Origin of the sequence: Streptomyces sp. Rer75 (genome assembly GCF_013414305.1) — a bacterium.
In the GTDB taxonomy this organism is placed as follows: Bacteria; Actinomycetota; Actinomycetes; order Streptomycetales; family Streptomycetaceae; genus Streptomyces; species Streptomyces himastatinicus.
This window is the reverse complement of the sequence record NZ_CP058693.1, coordinates 135,281-154,400: the sequence shown is the minus strand read 5'-3', so window position 1 is coordinate 154,400 and position 19,120 is coordinate 135,281. Positions and strand designations below refer to the sequence as shown.

Annotated in this window: 17 protein-coding genes; 10 read left to right on the top strand and 7 right to left on the bottom strand. The window is 65.2% G+C overall.

Going from position 1 to position 19,120, the window contains the following annotated elements; genetic code table 11:
• Positions 1 to 360: 360 nt before the first annotated feature.
• A complete protein-coding gene (locus HYQ63_RS00665; protein ID WP_179932019.1) occupies positions 361 to 2,760 on the bottom strand; it encodes a restriction endonuclease in 2,400 nt (799 codons plus the stop codon).
• Positions 2,761 to 3,652: 892 nt separating this feature from the next.
• Between HYQ63_RS00665 and HYQ63_RS00660 the strand changes: the two genes are divergently transcribed.
• The 6 genes from HYQ63_RS00660 to HYQ63_RS00635 all read left to right on the top strand — a co-directional run bounded on the left by HYQ63_RS00660 (position 3,653) and on the right by HYQ63_RS00635 (position 9,562).
• Positions 3,653 to 4,333: a hypothetical protein gene (locus tag HYQ63_RS00660; RefSeq protein WP_179932018.1), complete on the top strand. Its 681-nt coding sequence runs from the start codon at positions 3,653 to 3,655 to the stop codon at positions 4,331 to 4,333.
• Positions 4,334 to 4,392: 59 nt separating this feature from the next.
• Positions 4,393 to 5,991, top strand: coding sequence for a Mu transposase C-terminal domain-containing protein (locus tag HYQ63_RS00655; RefSeq protein ID WP_179932017.1), 1,599 nt, complete (start codon positions 4,393 to 4,395; stop codon positions 5,989 to 5,991).
• Positions 5,992 to 6,241: 250 nt separating this feature from the next.
• On the top strand, positions 6,242 to 7,057 hold the full coding sequence (locus HYQ63_RS00650; RefSeq protein ID WP_179932016.1) for an ATP-binding protein: 816 nt from the start codon (positions 6,242 to 6,244) through the stop codon (positions 7,055 to 7,057).
• Positions 7,054 to 7,851: an ATP-binding protein gene (locus tag HYQ63_RS00645; RefSeq protein ID WP_179932015.1), complete on the top strand. Its 798-nt coding sequence runs from the start codon at positions 7,054 to 7,056 to the stop codon at positions 7,849 to 7,851. Before HYQ63_RS00650 ends, HYQ63_RS00645 begins: the two co-directional genes overlap by 4 nt.
• Before the next feature lie 822 nt (positions 7,852 to 8,673).
• Positions 8,674 to 8,982, top strand: coding sequence for a hypothetical protein (locus HYQ63_RS00640; RefSeq protein ID WP_179932014.1), 309 nt, complete (start codon positions 8,674 to 8,676; stop codon positions 8,980 to 8,982).
• Positions 8,983 to 8,992: 10 nt separating this feature from the next.
• Complete coding sequence (locus tag HYQ63_RS00635; protein ID WP_179932013.1) at positions 8,993 to 9,562, top strand: hypothetical protein; 570 nt, start codon at positions 8,993 to 8,995, stop codon at positions 9,560 to 9,562.
• A 94-nt stretch (positions 9,563 to 9,656) separates the two neighbouring features.
• Here HYQ63_RS00635 and HYQ63_RS00630 read toward each other — a convergent pair whose 3' ends face one another.
• Complete coding sequence (locus HYQ63_RS00630; RefSeq protein WP_373688998.1) at positions 9,657 to 10,235, bottom strand: hypothetical protein; 579 nt, start codon at positions 10,233 to 10,235, stop codon at positions 9,657 to 9,659.
• 93 nt (positions 10,236 to 10,328) lie between these two features.
• On the opposite strand from HYQ63_RS00630, the gene HYQ63_RS00625 reads away from it, so the two are divergent.
• On the top strand, positions 10,329 to 11,288 hold the full coding sequence (locus tag HYQ63_RS00625; RefSeq protein ID WP_179932011.1) for an IS481 family transposase: 960 nt from the start codon (positions 10,329 to 10,331) through the stop codon (positions 11,286 to 11,288).
• Positions 11,289 to 11,544: 256 nt separating this feature from the next.
• Positions 11,545 to 12,363: an SDR family NAD(P)-dependent oxidoreductase gene (locus tag HYQ63_RS00620; protein WP_179932010.1), complete on the top strand. Its 819-nt coding sequence runs from the start codon at positions 11,545 to 11,547 to the stop codon at positions 12,361 to 12,363.
• A 163-nt stretch (positions 12,364 to 12,526) separates the two neighbouring features.
• Here the strand turns inward: HYQ63_RS00620 and HYQ63_RS00615 are convergent, their stop codons facing one another.
• From HYQ63_RS00615 to HYQ63_RS00605, 3 genes are all read right to left on the bottom strand, one after another.
• Entirely contained in the window at positions 12,527 to 13,699 is a 1,173-nt protein-coding gene (locus tag HYQ63_RS00615; RefSeq protein WP_306664800.1) for an MAB_1171c family putative transporter, read from the bottom strand.
• Positions 13,692 to 14,213 carry an ImmA/IrrE family metallo-endopeptidase gene (locus tag HYQ63_RS00610; protein ID WP_179932008.1) on the bottom strand — a complete coding sequence of 174 codons (522 nt, stop codon included), beginning with the start codon at positions 14,211 to 14,213 and terminating at the stop codon, positions 13,692 to 13,694. The genes HYQ63_RS00615 and HYQ63_RS00610 overlap by 8 nt, the downstream gene beginning before the upstream one ends.
• Before the next feature lie 123 nt (positions 14,214 to 14,336).
• Positions 14,337 to 14,804: a hypothetical protein gene (locus HYQ63_RS00605; protein WP_179932007.1), complete on the bottom strand. Its 468-nt coding sequence runs from the start codon at positions 14,802 to 14,804 to the stop codon at positions 14,337 to 14,339.
• An 860-nt stretch (positions 14,805 to 15,664) separates the two neighbouring features.
• Here HYQ63_RS00605 and HYQ63_RS00600 point away from each other — a divergent pair.
• On the top strand, positions 15,665 to 16,486 hold the full coding sequence (locus HYQ63_RS00600) for an AfsR/SARP family transcriptional regulator (RefSeq protein ID WP_179932006.1): 822 nt from the start codon (positions 15,665 to 15,667) through the stop codon (positions 16,484 to 16,486).
• Between the two features lie 97 nt (positions 16,487 to 16,583).
• Here the strand turns inward: HYQ63_RS00600 and HYQ63_RS00595 are convergent, their stop codons facing one another.
• Both HYQ63_RS00595 and HYQ63_RS00590 read right to left on the bottom strand, forming a co-directional pair.
• On the bottom strand, positions 16,584 to 17,060 hold the full coding sequence (locus HYQ63_RS00595; protein WP_179932005.1) for a hypothetical protein: 477 nt from the start codon (positions 17,058 to 17,060) through the stop codon (positions 16,584 to 16,586).
• A gap of 30 nt (positions 17,061 to 17,090) precedes the next feature.
• Positions 17,091 to 18,299: an MFS transporter gene (locus tag HYQ63_RS00590; RefSeq protein ID WP_179932004.1), complete on the bottom strand. Its 1,209-nt coding sequence runs from the start codon at positions 18,297 to 18,299 to the stop codon at positions 17,091 to 17,093.
• Positions 18,300 to 18,455: 156 nt separating this feature from the next.
• On the opposite strand from HYQ63_RS00590, the gene HYQ63_RS00585 reads away from it, so the two are divergent.
• Positions 18,456 to 19,091, top strand: coding sequence for a TetR/AcrR family transcriptional regulator (locus HYQ63_RS00585; protein WP_179932003.1), 636 nt, complete (start codon positions 18,456 to 18,458; stop codon positions 19,089 to 19,091).
• The last annotated feature ends 29 nt before the right edge of the window (positions 19,092 to 19,120 follow it).

The following is a 19,120-nucleotide window of genomic DNA, read 5'->3' as shown; positions in this document are numbered from 1 at the left end:
ACTCCGCTGCCGGGTGAGGACCGTGGCGACATCAACGGCTCTCAGTCTCGGGTGGTGCTGGCCGCGAAAGAACCCTCACTGAGTGCCCCCTGTTCACAGACCAGCGGGGCGAGAGCGGGGCCCTCATGGTGTGACCGCTGCTCCTGTGCTCCGCGGACGAGCGGCGGTCACCCAGCGGCGTAGGGATACCGGCCGCAGTAGACGGTGAAGTCACCTGCCGTGACCTGCCGGGCGTAGGTCTCAGCGCCTGCGAGGATGTCGGGCCTTGCGGTCGGCTCACCCGCTGCCGTGCCCTCGGGCCGTGACGGCGGTAGGTCTCAGAAGGTCACGTCCACCACAAGGCCTGCGCCCGCGACGACGTCAAGTCCTTCCCGGCGTCGATGAAGTGCCCAAGGACCGGAACAAGGCTGCCACGGAGGCAGTGGTGTCAGCAGGAGACGCGACCACAGGAGTAGGGCGGGGCAGTACAGCGGGGGCCCGTCTGGGCGAGGACAGCGTCTGTTCCTCCTCGGCGTCGAGCAGAGGGGATAGACGCTCGCGGGTGTCGGTGAAGTTCCATCCGACGACATCCTCGATCGAGTCGATTTGCTCGGCTATGTCATCCGGGTCGTAGTCATCGAGGTGACGTGCCAGATAGGCGTCGACCTTGTCAGGCGAGTACGTGTCGACGGTCGGCCCCAGACCAAGACCGGCCAGGGAGTTGGCGTACTGGACCAGCGCCTCGACCAGATCTGCTTCGTAGCCGGTGCTCTGGTGGTGGGCGATCCGCGGTTCGTGGCTGGCCCAGGCGTGACTGATCACGGCGCGGATCTGAGAGATCGGATAGAGGAGCGAGTGGCCCGCAGGCCAGGGACTGGCGCTCTCGATCGCCGCAGCGAGTTCCGTAACCAATTCCGCCAGCGGCTCAATGGATGTCATGCCCAATCCGTCCACGAGCCGGGCGACACGCGAGAGGGCGGCGCCGAACCAGTCAGCCGGCAGCGCTGCCCCAGGGGCTGCATGGCGGTCACCGTGAAAGCGCACGCTCAGCGTCAGAGCTTCGACGAGCGAGGTCAGTTCCCGAAAGCTCCCGCTGGCGAGATCTGCCGCATCGCATGCGTAGAGGTCCCACAGTTCCCGCAGCCGGACCAGCAACTCCCGTGCACACGTGTCGAGAACACTGCGGAACAGGTCTTCGCCGCTGGAGAACAGCCGCAGGTTGAATTCCAGCTCGATAGCCTCACCCCGCCTGCACACAGGAATCAGATCATCAAATTTCACCGAATTCCTGATGATGGCAGTCATTGCGCCGGGGCTTATGGACAAATACCGTATGAGGAAGTCCCGTTGGCTGGGATCGGCCAAGGTCAGACCCTGGCTTCCGGCATGGGACGCCTTCGTGATCCATGATCCGTTGAGCCGCTCGACGGCGGCATCGACGTGAAACTCCGATGACGGAAAGCTCCCCAGCCGTCGGACGACCTCCTGCCACAGCACCAATTGCGAATCCATTAGCGACAGGGCCAGCAGCAACTGCTGATCGACCGGCGGAAGCGCACGGAAACTCGCCCCCCAGATCTCGTGAGGGTTCTCCAGAGCCTCCTCCAGGTTGTTGATCAGCTCCTGGGCACTTTTCGCCCCATTGCGCCGAACGACGATCTCGATGAGACGAGGGGAGTAGTTCTGGTGGCTGGCCACCCGTTGCCACCAAGAGCCGATGGAAAGGTCCTGCCGAGTCTGCGGATTGGTCACGGCGAGGTGGACATGGTTGAACAGCATCCGGCAGCGGACGTCGTAGGGGAGGCGCTCCACCGGAACGTGACAGTGTGCGAGTCGTTCGACCGCGCGTCGGGAGGCGTCACTGAGCCGCACCGTGTCCTGCAAGACCTGCACCCGACTCGTCATGATCAAAACCTTGGATGCAGTGCCACTGCTCTGCCGCTCCACTACCGACTCGATGAACTCGGACATGTCCGTGTCGTGGTGACGTGAACCGTGGTCCTGATGGTGCGTCTGGCCCCAGGCGTCGTCGAAGAAGAACACCGTGGGAGTGTCGTCCTCGAGCCACGCCCACCACTGATCGACGGTCCGCGGGTCCACGACCACCCGAAAGCCGCGGTGCCACCACAGCAGCAACAGGTACTCGGCGATTGTCGTCTTGCCCGCACCGGGCGCCCCGCTCAGCAGCACACAGCCGTACTCCTCGAGTGCCAACTCGGCGACCTCGCAGGTCTCGTGATGCACGAAGCGGAGGTAGTTGCGCTCGATGCGCTGGATCCTGGACTCACCGCGCAGGAAGACTCCGTCCTGCATCATGGCGCGTACCGCCTGTGTCCAGGAGACCCACAGTTTGAAATGACGTCGCTCGACCTCGGGGTGCAAGGCGAGCACGGCATTGAGCCAGCCCCGCCCGTACACCTCCACCGTATCGGCGACCCCCGCAAGGGCCTCCTGTGTCTCCCTCTCGGTGCCAGGGGTCAGTTCAGCGGACGTGACGAAGACGTACCGGACAGGTGCGAGACCCATGCCTGCCGCCTTGCCCGCCTCGATCCTGGCGGCCCGGAGAACTGAGCCCTTGTCCGCAGAGGGCGTGTGCTTGCATTGCGCCACCACCCAGCCCTTCTCCGTGGCCGCCTTCAGGTCGATGCCCCCGTCTGCACCCACCCGGTAGGTGGAATAGATCAAGTGATCCTGCGCGGACAGCAAGTCACGGACGAACACTTCGAAGTCGTAGGGTGACAAGCTCGCAAAGTCATAGTCCGGAGCAGCGATCCCGCTCACCTCTCAAGATCCTTAGCGCGTCGACGGGGCCAGCCGCCCGTAGAAGGTCGAACCACACAGTGCCCCATGGACCGTGGGTACTGCCAGGCGCCCCCGGCAGACCGTCCAGCTGCGACGTGATGAGCACCGATCACACGGCACCTCATGCCGGCAGGGCTTTACAGAAGCGTTCCCAACCTCTGAGCGTGCACAGAATCCGGCCGCCGTGCCCTGTTGGCTTCAACGGGAGGTGTGTTGGCTGAGCAGAGACCCCGCACCCGGATACGCGCAGGTAACCGCACGCGTAGAGGTGAGAATCAGACAACTGCGTCAATCGGCGTGCGAGTTCGCATCCGCGCTCGGGCAGTCATTGTCAGACCTCGCCGCTACAGTGCCCCGGCCCACTGCGGCGGACACGCGTCACCCGCCCGAGTCGCTAACGAAGCACGGCGACAGAATCCGGCGCACCCAAGGGCGGCCCATACAAATCCTTACGGAAAAACGTAAGGAACCCCGGAAAGCCCGGACGCACGGCCAGCACCCGCACGCCTCTCCGCTCCTGATGCCTCAAGCTGCACTTTCCTTGCTTGTGGACCGCGTGCCGCTCCGTAGGCCAACTGGCGCCGCTGTACGCAGGACGCAACCTCGCCCAGCCGAAACGTAAGGCTCAGCAGTGGCGAATCGGCACTCCTGGCGACCGAACACCGATGCATCCCACCTGTCATATTCGCGACAAATCAAAGCTCGAAATGCAACAACAGGTCGGCTGTGCCAGCCCTGCTTCCGTAACGACCTGAACTGATCCACCAGACCAGCCAGCGGCTTAAGTTGCAGCTCACCGGCGCTTGCACAGCAGCGCCCGACACCCGCCCCTGCGCACATCACCCCCACAAGGGCTGGCGCGCATGGACCGTTGCACTCGCCGTACCAGACCGCCGCGGCGACGGCTTTTCCAACCTGGCACGCCACATCCACCGCCTGCGGCTGGACCGCCCGGGTTGTCACCGCGCTCACCAACGAGATGAAGGAAATGGCAATGGGACACGGAGAGTTGGGTGCCCAGGGCGTTGAGGGAGGACGTGCCCTGGCCGAGAGCCTGGACAGGCGAGTCTTCGACGATGTCGCGTGGAGACGCAGCGACGAGGAGCTCCTCCAACAGGCGCTGGGCTATCTGGTGAAGAAGAAGTCCGCGGCCGACGCGCTCCACGCCCATGGCATCACCGCCGATGCCGACACCGTCGCCGCGTGGCGGGCGAAGGTCCGCACCCCCGGCCCCGAGGAGCAACAGCGCCTGCAGCAGGTCTTCAGGGAACTGCGTCGCCGCAACATCGCCCCCTACCTGACTCGCGTGCTCAACGCGGACGGCGGCACCAGGATCGAGATCCACCCCGTCGACCAGGAGTCCGTTGAGGCCCGCCACCGGCGCGACCTGCGGGTCCGGTGGAAAAACATCTGGCGTTGGAACGCGATCATCGCAGCTTGGGCGCGGCAGGACTCCCTGGAGATGGAGCACCTGTGGCAGGGCCTCATGAGTGAGATGGAGTCCGACCACCGTTCCTACTACTTCGTGCGACACATCGGCATCCTCGGCTGACCGCATTCCCGCTCGATCTCACCTGCAGCATCCATCGCATCTCTGAAGGGAGTACACCGGTGCCCCGGACATCGACTGACGCCTCGTCCGACGACCCAGAGCACGCCCCACGGCGCCGACGGGAGAAGAAGAAGCTGCTGGCGGCCGCGGTTCGCTCCCTGATGGAGCTGCGTCAGCGCAGTGACATGACCAGCGCCGACGTGAAGACCGTCGCCCGCACCCTGGGCGTCCACGAGCGCACCGTGTGGCGACGTCTGGAGAAGGCCCAGGCCCTGGGCACCGCCGACCTCCCCGAACGCCCCCGGTTCACCATCACCGAGGAAATCCGCATCAAGCTCGCCTACCACCACGGGAACATCAAGGCCGTCCACCTCGAGATGCTCGACGAAGCCGCCGATGCGCGGGATGTCCCGAGCCTGTCCACTCTGCACCGCACTGTGAAACGGGATCTTCCCCCGGGCGACCTGGCAGGCCTGCGCGAAGGCATCCCCGCCTCCCGCGCGCATGACCCCCACCTGCGCCGCCCGCCCACCTGCCGTAACGAGGAATGGGAAGGCGATCACAAGCAGGTTCCCATCCTGGTCTGGGCAGACGGACGCCTCGTCAAACCCTGGGTCACCTGGTTCTGCGACTGCCACACCGGCATGACCATGGGGTGGGCCGTCACGCCCCATTACCCGCACCGTGCATCGATCTTGGCCGCCCTACGCGCCTGCATCCTCACCGACGAAGTGCACGGCCCAGCAGGCGGACTGCCCCGACGCATCCGCATCGACCGAGGCAGGGACTTCCTCTCCCGGGCCGTTACCGAAGCTATGGGCTGCTTCAGTGTCCAGGTGGACGTCCTGCCGCCGTACACCCCCCACCGCAAAGGCAGCATCGAAAACCTCAACCGGGCAGCGACCAGCATGTTTTTCTCCACCCTGCCCCGCTACACCAAGGCCCAGAAACTGGACACCAAACGGCGGGTCGGGGACAAGGACCCCGCCCTGTCCTTTGAGGCATTCGTCGACCTGTTCGCGAAATGGGTACGCACCCGCAACGCCGAACACCGCATGCAGGGCTACGGCGACGTCACCCCTCTGGAGAGCTGGCTCAGCGACGACACCCCGCTGCGCGAGCCGCCGCTGGAGGACCTGCATGTCTTCCTCCTCGAGGAGGAGCGCTCAACCCGCATCATCCACGGCCACGGCATCCGCTGGCAGAACCGCGACTACGTCGGCGCGTGGATGACCGGCCGCACCGGCACCCAGGTCCGTATCCGCTACCAGCCCCACCACCCCCGCGCCATCGAGGTCTTCGACGCCCACACAGACCAGCACCTCGGCACCGCGCACCTCGCCGACGAGGCCAGCGAGGACGAAATCCGCGCCGTATACGAGGCCCGCGACGAACGAGTACGCCGCCTGCGCCGCGACCTGGCCGACGCCAAGCGCCGCCGCCGTCGCCGCTTCCAGGCCGTCACCCAGGCCGAGCCCGCACGCACCGCCGGAACCATGACCCGCGCCCAGGCCGCCGCCGAACTCGCCTCCACCCGCCGATCGCGGGCCAAGGACGACGGCGTACCCGCCGGATACATGCCCCGCCGCGTCACCCCTGGCGCCCGCTGGGCGATGCCCGCACCTGCCAGCACCGAGGAGAACAGCACTGCCCGATGACCCCACCCCCTCGGCTGAGGTCCGCACCATCAGCCCGCACGGGCACATCCACCGGCGAGGCCGCACCTACAGTGCCCTCTTTGCGCTCGCCCACATCGGTGCCCGCGTCACCATCGAACCCGGCTCTCACACCGAGGAGATCGAAGTCCACGACCCCGCAACCGGCCGACACCTCGGGACCGCCCACCAACTGCTCAACCCGACCATGCCTGCCCCCGCCCACCCCTCATCTCCGCAAGGAGCAGCCATCATGACCAACACCACCACCGCCTCCGCCCCCGACGACAGTGGCGCAGACCCCGACTTCTACCTCGACCTTCCCGACGCCCGCATCGTCGCCACCGAAGCACTGCTGGAGGCCGGCGAGAACATCGCCGACACCATCGACGCCCGCGCCATGTCCTGCATCTACGGCGACGCCGGACTCGGCAAGACCTTCTCCGTGCGGGCCGCACTGAAGGAAGTCGCCGCCGACCTCGTCCTGCTCCTGCAGTTCCGCTCCCGCCCCACCCCGCGTGACATTCGCATGGAGCTCTTCGACGTCCTGCACCTGGAAGGCAAGCCCCCCGCCCACCCCAGCGAGTTCGACCGGCTCCTCAAGCGCGCCCTGGCCCGCCGCCCCTACATCCTGGTCTGCGACGAAGCCCAGCAATTCAGCCGCGAATGCTTCGAGTTCGTCCGCCACTTGTACGACACCGGCAAGGGAAAGAGCCGACCCGCCGTCCTCTTCGTCGGCGGCGAGGAGTGCTACAAGACTCTGTACAACGAGCCCGCTCTCGCCTCCCGGATCTATATCTGGCAGGAATTCACGCCCATGGAGCCCGCGGAGGTCGCCAAGAACATCCCCCTGTTCCACCCCATCTGGGCCAACGCCTCACCCGAGCTGATCGACTTCATCGATCAGGAAGCTGGCGGCGGCACCTTCCGCATGTGGTCCAAGATCACCCACCATGTACTCGAGGGCATGAAGCGCCGCGGCCTGAGCGAAGTCGACGAGACCCTCGCCCGCTGGGCCATCCGCCGATCCCGACCCGCCCGCCCCGTCCGCAGCGACGACGACCGATGAACACCACCGCCCTCTCCCGCCGGACCACCCGCACCACCCCGGTCGCCACCGCTCACGGAACCGTCCGTTTCGCCCGCCACCACCTCGGCCTCACCGGCGCCCGCACCGTCCACACCCTCCAGGTCACCGCCGCGGCCACCGCCCTCGAGGCCACCGTCACCGAGCACGGCATGATGTGCCTGACCGCACCCGCAGGGGCAGGCAAAACCTTCACCCTGCACACCTTGCTCGACCAGCACCCCGCCTGGCACGCCATCCGGATCCTGCCCCAGCCCCAGGCCCGCCCCGGCGACCTCCGCCACAGCCTCCACCACGCCCTGGGCCTGCCAGGACAGCCCCCCAAGGACCCCGGCACCAGCGACGACCTCATCCGCCACGCCCTGCACCACCCGCCCCGGCTGCTGGCCATCGACGAAGCCCACCAGCTCTCCGCCTCCTGCCTGGAGTACCTCCGCTACCTCTACGACGACCCCCACACCCGCATCGCCATGGTGCTGGCCGCCAGCAGCCACCGCCTCCGCACCCTGCGCACCACGCCCATGCTCGCCTCACGCGTGACCTGCTGGCACGAACTCCACCCCCTCGACGCCACCCAGATCACCACCGTGATTCCTGCCTTCCACTCCCACTGGAAGACCACCGACCCCGACCTGCTGGTGCACCTCGACCAGATGTGGGCCCACGGCAACTTCCGCCGCTGGGCCACCCTCACCTACCGCACCACCACCCGACCCGCCCACACCGAACCCGACGCACTCCTGCGCCACCTCACCCCTCGCCCGGAGGCGCCATGACCCCCCACCCGCCCCCCTCGGCCGGTCCGGACGGCTCACGCCACGACAGCGAGTGGAACCCGACCTGGCCACCACGCCAGAACACCACGCTTCCCACCCCCACCGTCATCGTCACCACGCGCGATGAACAGGACTACATGCGCCTGGCATTCGCTGCACACCAGCCCCGCCACGGACGCATCACCGTCCACCCCTCCCCGCTCGCAGGAAACGGCCCCTACCTGGCCCACGACCTGATCCGCGCACTCGGTAAACACCTGCCCCTCCCCGATGACGACCACGGCCTGCCCGCATGGGCCACCAACACCGACCGCAGCTGGCGCATCGCGGCAGCCTGGATCCTCACTCTGGGCATCCGCCACCTGACCGTCTGCCGCGCCCACCGGCTCAGCACAGGGCAGTGGGAGCAATTGCTCGCGCTCAGCGCCGGCACCGGCATCCGCCTGACCCTGCTGTGCAACGGTCCCATCCCACTGACGACCCTCAGCCTGCTGGAGACCATCGAACACCGACTCCTGGACAGCCGACGCGCCGCAGCCGCCCACTGGAGCCCCCCGACCCGCCCGCGACAACTCGCCGACTACCCGTGGTGGCAACACCGCGCACCCTTCCCGCCGCGCGACGACGAACTGCAGTTCCGTATGCCACCCCAGCCCCAGGAGCCCGCCACCGTCGTCTTCACGCCCTCGTCCCTACCCCGGCCCCATCCCGCCCCTGCCCCTGCCTGGCCCGCACCAAGACCACCTCCACCCCCACATCGCCCAGATCGCCGACCGCATCCACACCCGCGTCGCCCACCCCGTCCACGCCGCCTGTGTCGCCGTGGCAGCACTGACCGGATACAACAGCCAACAGATCAAAGCCCTCCACACCCAGGTGAGCAACGGCCTTCCAGCGATTCCGGCCTGGACGACGCTGCTGATGGACGCCGCCCGCCGCCTCGCGGCTCTGCGGGGCCACCCAGACGCCCCCAACCCGCTGTCCATCCCACCCTGGGAGCACACCGACGTCGAGCAGGCTCTCCGCGCCTGCCGGCTCCTGCCCACCCCACCCACCCGCCGATCCCGACCCTCCACCTCCGTCTCGCGGACGAAGACCGTCCGCCAGTTGCGCGGGCGCCTTGCCGCCTGAAGGAACACAGATGCTCGACCGACTCCACACCGACTCCGTTGCAGAAGCCCTCGACATCGCCGATGCCCACCATTGGACTCGTCAGCCCCCCTGCTCGGACCGGGCCCGCTTACGCTTCCTTATGTCCCGAAGCACGGACCTCGCCACCCTTGCCAGCCGCCTCAACACCACCCCCCAGGCCCTGCAGCGCATCCTCACCAACCAAGTGCGGAACGAGGCGCTGAGCCAGGCCATCCTCAAAGACGTCATCCGGCTGTGGCAGCCCCGCATCCGTCGGCGGGCCCACCGAGTTCTCGCCGAGCAGCAGCACAGTCTGTGGGTGCACTTCCGCGGATGGTTCGGCTTCAACGCGGCAGCAGGATCCTCCGACGACGGCCGTGTCCGCTCCCTGTCAGAGACCCTGCATCACCCTTACCCGGCACGTCTGTTCGAGGCCCGACGCAGCGGCGCCAGTGAGCGAGACCTGCGCAGCATCGTCGCCGATGGGATAGGCGAGTCGTACTTCAGAGTCTCGACAGGCCGCAGCGGTCTGCACCTGGTACGACTTACCGACGTCGACTACATCGAGTTCTCCTACTGAACAGGCCGAGTGCCCACGGAAGGCAGTGAGGTCAAACCCGGCTTGAGTAGTCAACTCAAGGCTCGATCGAGATCGGCTACGGCACCGTCACGGTTCAGCGGTTAGAGCCCGCAGACTGCTGTTCTGCCGACTTGTCCTGTGCGGCAGCTCCGGCGGCCTCTGCGGCGGTGTAGAAGACGGACGAGCCCTGCTTGGTGCGCTGAGCCTGGTTCTTGGCCACGAGGTTTTCGAGCGTGGTGCGCACGACGGTGGTCTTGATGTTGCGCTCGGGGTGCTGTTTGTCGAGCCCGGCCGTGATTTCGGCTGCGGAGCGAGGCTCGCTCTGGCCTGTCAGATGCTCGCGGACCAGGTCGACGAGGGTGGGCTGGGCCGATGTTACGGCGGATGCCTCGGACGCGTTCTTCTTGCGGGTCTGCTTGGGGGCCGGCGTGGCGGACTTCTTAGCGCGCGGCTGCTTGCCGGCCTTCGACGCGGCAGCCTTCTTCTTGCGGGGTGCGGGAACTGCTGCGGTGGGCTCGGATACAGCGGGTGCTGCTGAGGTCCCGAGGGCCTGCTGGATGTTCACCAGGACGGTGTGGTCCTGCTCCAGAGCGACCAACTGTGCTTTGAGTGCTTCGATTTCACCGCTGATTCGTTCCTGTTCTTTGAGGTTGCGCTCGAGGTCATCCGCCACCTGCGTGCTGTACTGCGAGCTCAACTGGGTGGGCGGATCTAAAACTGACGATCATCGTTGACACCTGGGTCTCTGATCACTACGGAGATCCACATGCCGAAGTCCACTCCCACCGCCCCGCCGCTTGACCGTGAGGGCAAGCGGCGGCTGGCGGTGATACGCCATGTCGAAGAGGTCACCGGGAACGTCGCGATGTCCTGCCGGTACTTCGGGATCAGCCGGCAGGCGTACTACACGTGGTACCGCCGCTACCAGGCCGAGGGAGCCGAGGGGCTGCGCACCCGCTCCAAGGCGCCGAAGACGTCGCCGAACGCGACGCACGTCGAGGTGGTCGGGAAGATCATCTACCTGCGGCAGAACTACCACTTCGGCCCGGAGAAGATCGCGATGTACCTCAAGCGGTACCACGACGTCACCATCAGCAAGTCGGGCGTGTGGCGGATCCTGCACCGCCTGGACATGGGCCGCCTGCCAGCCTCGCAACGCTACAAGCGCCACGACAAGCGGTGGAAGCGGTACGAGAAGCAGCTGCCCGGCCACCGCGTGCAGATCGACGTGAAGTTCATCGAGCCCCTCGCCTCCGCAGCCCAGGGACGGCGCGGCGGCCGCAACAAGTACTACCAGTTCACGGCCATCGACGACTGCACTCGCCTGCGCATCCTGCGGATCTATCCCGCGCTGAACCAGAAGACGGCCATTCAGTTCCTCGACTACGTCATCCAGCGCCTGCCGTTCCAGGTCGAGGTGATCCAGACCGACAACGGCGCCGAGTTCCAGACTGCCTTCCACTGGCACGTTCTCGACAAGGGCATCGCCCACACCTACATCAAGCCCCGCACACCACGTCTGAACGGCAAGGTCGAACGCTCCCACCGCATCGACGCCGAAGAGTTCTACCGGCTCCTCGACGGCGTCATCATCGACGACGCCGAGGTCTTCAACGACAAGCTGCGCGAGTGGGAGGACTACTACAACTACCATCGCCCCCACGGCGGCCTCAGCGGCCAAACACCCTACGAACGCCTCAAGCAGAAGACCGCGGCCCAGGCGTAACCGGTGATCGTCAGTGGCACACCGACAGGTGACTACGGCCTGATCGACACATGCCGCAACCCCAAGTTGGCGACCGACAGCAATACGACCGTGCGGCTGGCGCCTGCCATACCTTTGCCGCCTGTCGCCGCAGCGATATGGCGAATTAGATTGATCAACTGGATAGTGTCTCAATCTGCAGCGTCACCTCGGCCGCCCAATTAGCGCGCCCGTAGGATGGGTCATGGATCTGCGAGCAACTGGAGGCTGAACAGCCATGACTGACCAGCGCGTTGTCGTCGTTACTGGGGGAGGGACCGGTATCGGCGCAGCCACCGTGCGGCTGCTACGAGCGACCGGCCACGCCGTGGTCATCTCTGGGCGGCGGTCGGAACCGCTACACCAGGTCGCTAGGGAGACTGGAGCTCTTGCATACCCGGCCGATGCCGCAGACCCAGATGCCGTCCACGGCATTGTTGAGGCTGCCATGGCGCGTTACGGTCGGCTTGACGGGTTGGTGCTCAATGCAGGTATTGGCCGCAGCGGAAGCGTAGGGGAACTGTCCGACGAGGACTGGGAGGCAGTCCTACGTACGAATCTCACAGGGCCCTTTCTGCTCATGCGGGCGGCCCTGCCCCACCTGTTGAAGAGTCGTGGCTCAGTAGTTGCGGTCGCCTCGGTATCCGCATTACGTAACGGAGTTCGCAACGCTGTCTACGCCACGTCCAAGGCGGCGCTGCTGCAGTTGTGTCGCTCGCTGGTGGTCGACTACGGCCCGCGCGGATTGCGGGCTAACACTGTGTGCCCCAGTTGGGTGCGCACGGAGATGGCTGACCGCCGCATGGCTCGGTTTGCCGAGGATGCCGGATTGGCCGCTGGCGGAGTCGAGGAGGCATACGAGGAGGCAACTCGGTTGGTGCCGACGCGCCGCCCAGGGGAGCCTCACGAAGTCGCGGAGGCTATTGCCTGGTTGTTGTCGCCGGCCGCATCCTTCGTCAACGGCGCGGTGCTGACTGTGGATGGTGGCGTGACCGCGCTCGATCCTGGGACTGTCCCCTTCGGCTTTGATCTCACCCCACGGGACGACAAGGGATGACCTTGCAAGGGTTCGCTGCGCTCAGTGTGTCAGTGCGGCGCATTCCTCATTCGGAGACGCCGTTTCAACAGCAGAAAGACCCCGGGGTATAAAACAAGTCCCGGCGCACTATGCGAGATCGCGCCCGTCGTCCGCGAGCCGTCGGTTGAAAGTGGCGGTAAACTCACATGCTATCGGATAGGTTCGGATGCGTAGTAAAGGTCCGAGCCGGGGTCGATGCGTAGGCTTGCGCCACGTCGAGGAGGAATGTCTTCTCGCTATCAAGGTCGCCGTTGTCGAAGCTTCCGGAACCGTCAACGGGCGGTTGCGGCGGTATGCCGGCGAGCTTGTCGTTGCGGGCTCTTCTCAACACGCACGCAAGCGTCGTTGCCTCGGCCTTGGTCTGGGAGACATGAGCCTCGGCCACGTGACAGCGCGCGTGATCCCACGTACCGGCGGCCACGTAGCTGTTGAGGACGAGGATGGCGTCCCGAGTCTCTATTACTTTGCGGTAAAGCAAAAGTTCGCGCGGGACGGCCGGCCAGAGGGTCTCGAGCAGCCTCTTCTGAGGCCTAGCCAGAACCACGTGCGGGACAGCATCCACCAGTTCGCGCCAGAGTGGCCACAGACGCCACGTGGTCACTATCGTGGCGGTCTTCCGGCCAATAGTAACGACGGACGGCACCAAGATGGCCGCTGCTCTGAACAGGCCGTGCAGATTCATCAATAGGGGCATGACCGCCGTGGGCCAACCGATGCCTGCCGTGAGCCGAAGCAAGAAGTCCAGCCAGTACACTCCAGCGAGTGCCGTACCGATCCCGAACAGATGCAAGCTGACTCTGACCGAGCGAGTGCTCGCGCGCCAGCCGTACCGCATGCAGACAGACGCGCAGGTGAAGTTGGCAACAAGGTGAGCCACCATCAAGATTAACCAGAACGGGTAGGAGAAGACCGGGTCGCCAGCGGCAGGAGGAATATTGTGCTCTCCGTGCCGGGAGGCCAGCAGGTCGAGCACGGGAAGCACCCCCAGCGTGATGCCCAACGCTATGCATAAGGTTGAGCGGAGACGACGGCCGCCAGCGGAGGAGGCAACGAAGTAGAGCACGGCGCCGGCTGACAGGACTCCGAACATGTTTTTGGCCAGGGAAATGCGGTGGGCTGGGCCGAGATAGGACGTCAGTGTGTGTCCGGCCGGTGCATTCAGCGCCATGGCCATAGCTGCGGTGACCACAGCCAGCCACAACCCACGTTGATGCGGCGAGCGAGCAGCCCCTGGGAGACGTATAAGGGCAGCGGACCAGAGGATAATGACGCTGGGGTATGTAAGCGATCGCCCGAGCTCGTCCAGGTCATTCATCTTCTGATGTCTCTATCCCCAGGGCGGCTCCTAACTTGCCAGTCACGCTGCGCGGCTGGTAACGGTTTGCTCGGTCCGCGCTCGTCCGTATCAGGCTCGCGAGCGTTTCTGCTTCCTGCTCCTGGCGCGTGGTGTAGTTGGTGCGTCCGAGGAGACGGGTCACTAGGCTGTCGCTCAGATCGGGCAGAAGGTCGCCCATCACGGCTGTGTATCTAGCGTCAACTCTGTGATGGTTGAAGAGTAAGTGGCCTAATTCGTGGAGCACTATGTGCTCCTGATGCACATGCGACGTCTGGCTTTCGTAGAAGATGTGGTCGGCGGTGGCGGTGGCCAGCAACACCCCGCAGGCGCCGGTCGACGAAGCTTCCGGCGGCAGGGGGTGAAGATGAATCTGCCTCCCCCGTTGGCTGGCGATGGTTCGGCACAGGGCGTGGGCCGAGAACGGTCGTGGGAAGTCGATCTGGTTAAGCAAAGGCAGACATCGCTGACGCAGCCTGAGGTATCGGTACGGCATGGATCCCTCCCCACCCCTTCCCGGGCAACGTCGATAGGCGGTCACGCAGATGGACACGGTAACTTCCATCTCCAGTCGACTTTCACGCGATTGGAGAAAAGCTGCAGGTTGTCAAATGTTTGCTTACGGGTTCTCCGCCCCGGGAGGACTTATGTTGGGTAGTTCCTGAACCCTGCGTGCCTCGTTCACCATCGTCAGCAGGGCGTCCAGACTGGCTGAGGATAGGCCCTCGGCTCGCAATGCCAAATTGCGAATTTTGATATCACGTAAAGCTGTCGCAAGTCCAAGTTGCGCTCTGACGAGTTCCGAAACCTCCTCGTTCAGGAAGTACTCCGGAGGGACACCGAAGAACTGGGCGAGGACGTCGAGCTGTTCCAGCGTGATGTTGCGCTTCTTACCTGTGGCCAGCTCCCAAAGGTAAGTCCCAGAGATCGTCCCACCTGTGGTGTCGCGAATCTCTTTGGCCAATCGGGCATAGCCGGGCCTGTGCCGCTCATCGGGGTAGATGGCTTGAATCAGTTCGTTGAGCCGCTGGTCGAACTTCCGCAGCAGTGGACGGTCTGATTCATGACGTGCCGATTCGTCGCCCATAGCTCATCCCTCGCTCAGTTTGCGACCAGGCACGACAACCCAGGCGCGAACGATCGGTGCATGCATCCATCCATCTGTATCTGTGTACGCCATAGCTGACAAGTGTGATCTCGGACAGGCCAGCGCCGAAGCATCTCAGTCATCTGTCATCCGTTCTAGCGGACGGGTTGACGCTCAATCGTCCGCCCCATTAGTGTCCTGGTGTATCACGGGTCGGCGTTCATTCCACATGTCTGAGTAACTTCGGTCCCGGATCAGGAAACTGGCCTCCGAGTTCCTCGGCAGCTTCCATCTCGGTCGATTTGGCAAGCGACGCACGTGCTGGATCCAGGGTTGCGCATCTCAGGGGGCATTTTTGAACCTCGACTGTATGCCAGTTATTGACGCGGTAATGCGATGCGGTCCGTCGCGGGCGTCAATGCTTACTGGCGGACTTCGGCATGCCGTCCGGTATCCGCAGGTTGCTCGGGTCGGGTGTCTTGCGGTGACCCGCGTTCGGCAAAGTTAGTCGCCCACCTAGGTCACCTTCCGTGACCAGTCGTTGACCTGATGGTTGCGACATGAAAGGGTCTGAATGACCGACAGTCGGTCATTCAGTGAACTGCTGGCGGCACGTCCGGCCGGTTGTCGGCCCCTGAGGCTGGCTGCGGACGTAGTGCTGCGCGGAGGCGTCAAACGGGGGGGACCCACAGTTATGCAGACGCCCGTTGTCTTTCGGTACCTGCGGGACTGTGGACGGACCCCCAACTTCCGGTCCGCGTCCGGCGGGCGTTCTCAAGCACAACACCCTGACCCACTCCCCGCGGGCCCCCATGCCGCAGTACGAGGGGCACCCCACGGCCTCTTCCACTGGAGCAGCGATGCTGAAGTTTCGGGTACTTGGCACGATCGAAATTCAGTCCTCGGGCTACACAGTCCGCCCCAAGGGCACGCTACAACGTGCACTGCTGGCTACGCTCCTGGTCAGCGAAGGGCACCTCGTGCCCACGAAGACCATTGTCGATGAGATCTGGGGCACTGAGCCCCCAGAGGGCGTGGAGAACGCCGTCCAAGCGCACATCAGTCGCCTTCGCAGGAAGCTGTCATCCCTGGAACCGGGCGCCGGCGAGTTACGGCTGGTGACCCACCCCCGCGGCTACCGCCTCGTGCTCGATGACGGCCAGATGGACGCCCTGGCTTTCACGCAAGGTTACGACCGCGCCAAGGATATCGGCTCACCGGCCAAGACCGCATCGGCCATCCGCCCTCTGCTGGCGCTATGGGGCGGACCCGTTTTCGGGGGGCCGGTCGGAGGGATGTACTGCCAGGCGGCCGCGGCGCGCTACGAGGAAGCCCGGCTGGTGATGCTGGAGAAACTGTATGACTGCGAGCTTGACAAGTCCCAGCATCAACAGATCATCCCGGAGTTGCGAGACTTGCTGGTCACGCATCCATACCATGAGCGGATGCACCAGCAGCTGATGGTTGCTCTCTACCGAGCCGGTCGTCAGACCGAGGCCCTTCAGGTCTACCGCGAGCTGAGCGCGAGGCTGGCGGATGAACTTGGGCTGCTGCCCTCGCCCACGATGCAGGCCTACGAGCGGGCGGTGCTCGAGCAGAATCCAGGCCTGCACCTGAGCGCTGTTGTCGGCCACTCCGTCACACGGCGCCCCCTCGTCCGGCAGGGGCCGGTCCAGCTTTGACTGGCGCCGGGGCCGCCGTGTGCCGGGAGGACATGCGGCGGGCCCCTTCCCTACTGACACCAGGGGGAGAGGAATCCACCGCAGTGCGGGTGTGCGATCAGTGCCGGGCTAGAGCCTGGACAAGCGCGTCGCGGTGGCCGGGGATGTGCTGGCTGGCGCGCAGTCCGATCAGGGCCGACCATGTCATGGTCGAGTCGTTCATATATGCCCCGTCGCGGTCGTGTATGCGTAACTTGAGCTGGGCGTCGGCGTCCAGTGCGGTGAAAATTGTAAGAATGCTTTGGAGCTCGACCCAGTTGCGGCGGACGCTGTCTACGCGCTGTGGGTGGGAGGTAGCGCTGATCGTCGAAGTGATCCGATAGGGGTCCATCGACGGCTGGTTGTCGATGACAGGGGGGTAGCCGGTGATTTGATCTCGGGCGGCGTTTGCGATGATCTCGTCTGCTAGAGCAATGTGGCATAGCCGCCAGTCGACATCGGCGCGGGTCTCGGGGACGAGGGCAGTGTCAGGGGTGATGGCTTCGGCGGCCGTGAGCAGTTCGCTGTAGGCCGAGGCGAGCTTGGTGATGTCCATGAGTTCTTCCGTAGTGAGGAGGGGGAGCGCTCAGGCGTGTGCGCGGCGCTTGCGGGCTAGCACGGCCAGGTCCACCAGGCACAGCACGGCGACAACGCCGGCGAATAGCTGGACGGCCTGGAGCAGACCGGTGGCGGTGGCGAGGAACCCAACCCCGATGACAGGGACGCCAACCCCGAGATAGATGACGACATAGAAGCTGGACAGTACGTCGGCGTGCCGGTCCTTGGGTGCGGCGTGGTTGATCTCCGTGATGCCGCCCAGGAAGGCGAGTCCCTGCCCCAGGCCGCCGATGACGGTCGCTACCAACAGCAGCGGCAGTGATGAGATGTCGCCCGCGACAGCCAGCAGTACCAAGCCGGCGGCCAGCATGGCCAAGCCAGCGATCTGGATACCAAGCGACTCCTTGCCCGATGCACGGATCTGCGCGAGTACCGAGCAGGCGAGCATCAGCGTCACGGCGCCACCGGCTAAGGCAAGGTTGCTGCTGCCGGATAGTTTGGTGACATAGGTCGGCACGAGGCTGAGGAAGAGACCGATCACGGTGAACGCCAGGAAACTGGCCGTACCGCTCGAGACGAAGACGCCGCGCATGGAGGACGGGATGGAGGGCCGCCGGGGGCGCCACTTCGTGGTGGTGTGCGTCTTAGGCAGAGTGGCCATCGCGATGGCCGCGGGGACTAGTAGCAGGATCTCCACGACGAACGGCAACACGCGCGGGGACGGAGCGTACTGGGCGAGTAACCCCGCAATCAGAGGGCCGGCGCCCAGGCCGCCGACCGAGGCGACGGTGGACACCAGCGCGGCCCGCCGCCGGTCGCCATGGGGTTCGAGTTCGCTGAGTGCCGCAGTGAGGGCACCGGAGGCGGCGCCCACGGCCAGTCCCTGGAGTAGGCGGGCTCCGAAAAGCCACATGATGTTGTCTGCGAGCGCGAAGGCCAGTGATCCCAGAGCAGCCAGAACTACGGCGGGCAGCAGGACCTTGCGGCGCCCGATTGAGTCTGACAGCGGCCCGGCGATAAGCAGGGAAGGGATCAGGGTCGCCACGTACACCGCGAAGATCAAGGTCACCACGAGGGGTGAGAACCCGAAGTCCTGCTGGTATCCGCGGTACAGGGGGGTGGGAAGGTTTGTGCCCGTCAGCAGAAACAGCAAGGTGTAGGCGGTGGCCCAGAATCGGGCAGAGCTGCCCGCGGTGGGCGTGCCGCTGACGGGAACCGCCAGTCGTTCCGTTGTCATCTCGTCCTCAAGCTTCGTCGTAGGGGCTGTGGGCCAGGGCACCGCAGCCAGTGACTGCCGGTCAGTCAAGCAAATGACCGGTGGTCAGTCAATGCCAGTGACCGACCACCGGTCAGATATGCTGGAAGGCCACGCAGTATCCGCAGGGAGGTGGGCATGCCGACAAAGGCGCGAAGGAAGCGGGTCACAAAGAGCCCTCAGGACCGCAGGGACGACATACTGCGCGCAGGGGAGCGGGTGTTCGGCACTACCGGCTTCGAAGCAGCCACCATCGCCGAACTCGCGGATGCGGCCGAAATCGGCAAGGGCACCTTCTACTTGTACTTCGACTCGAAGGACCGCCTACTCGGGGCGATGTGGGAGCGCTACGTCGACACCATCGTCACCACGGCCCAGGGCATCCTGGCTGAGGGCGACGCCTGGTGGCCCACCATCGACCGTGTAATGAGCGCGCTGATCAGGCACGCCCTGAACAACGCTGAACTGCACCGCATTGTGTACGGCTCGGCCAATGCCAAGTCCCTTGAATTGTGCCGCCAGGCCAACCAGCGCGTGATCAACCTGATGTGCGACTTCGTTGAGCAGGGCGCGAACGCCGGCGCCTTCCAGGCCGTCGAGCCCCGCTTGGCATTCCGCATGGTGTACCACGCCGCCGACGGCCTGCTCGACGACCTCGTCGCCCTGGGCAATGAGGCCGCCGAGGGCAAGGTCATCGCCATGGTGCTCGAACTGGCCCACCGGGCCCTGGGGGACCATCCTTACGTCCACCCGGAGAAGCCTGCCGTTTCTTGAGACCGCCCTGCGCACCCCCCCGTCGAGCA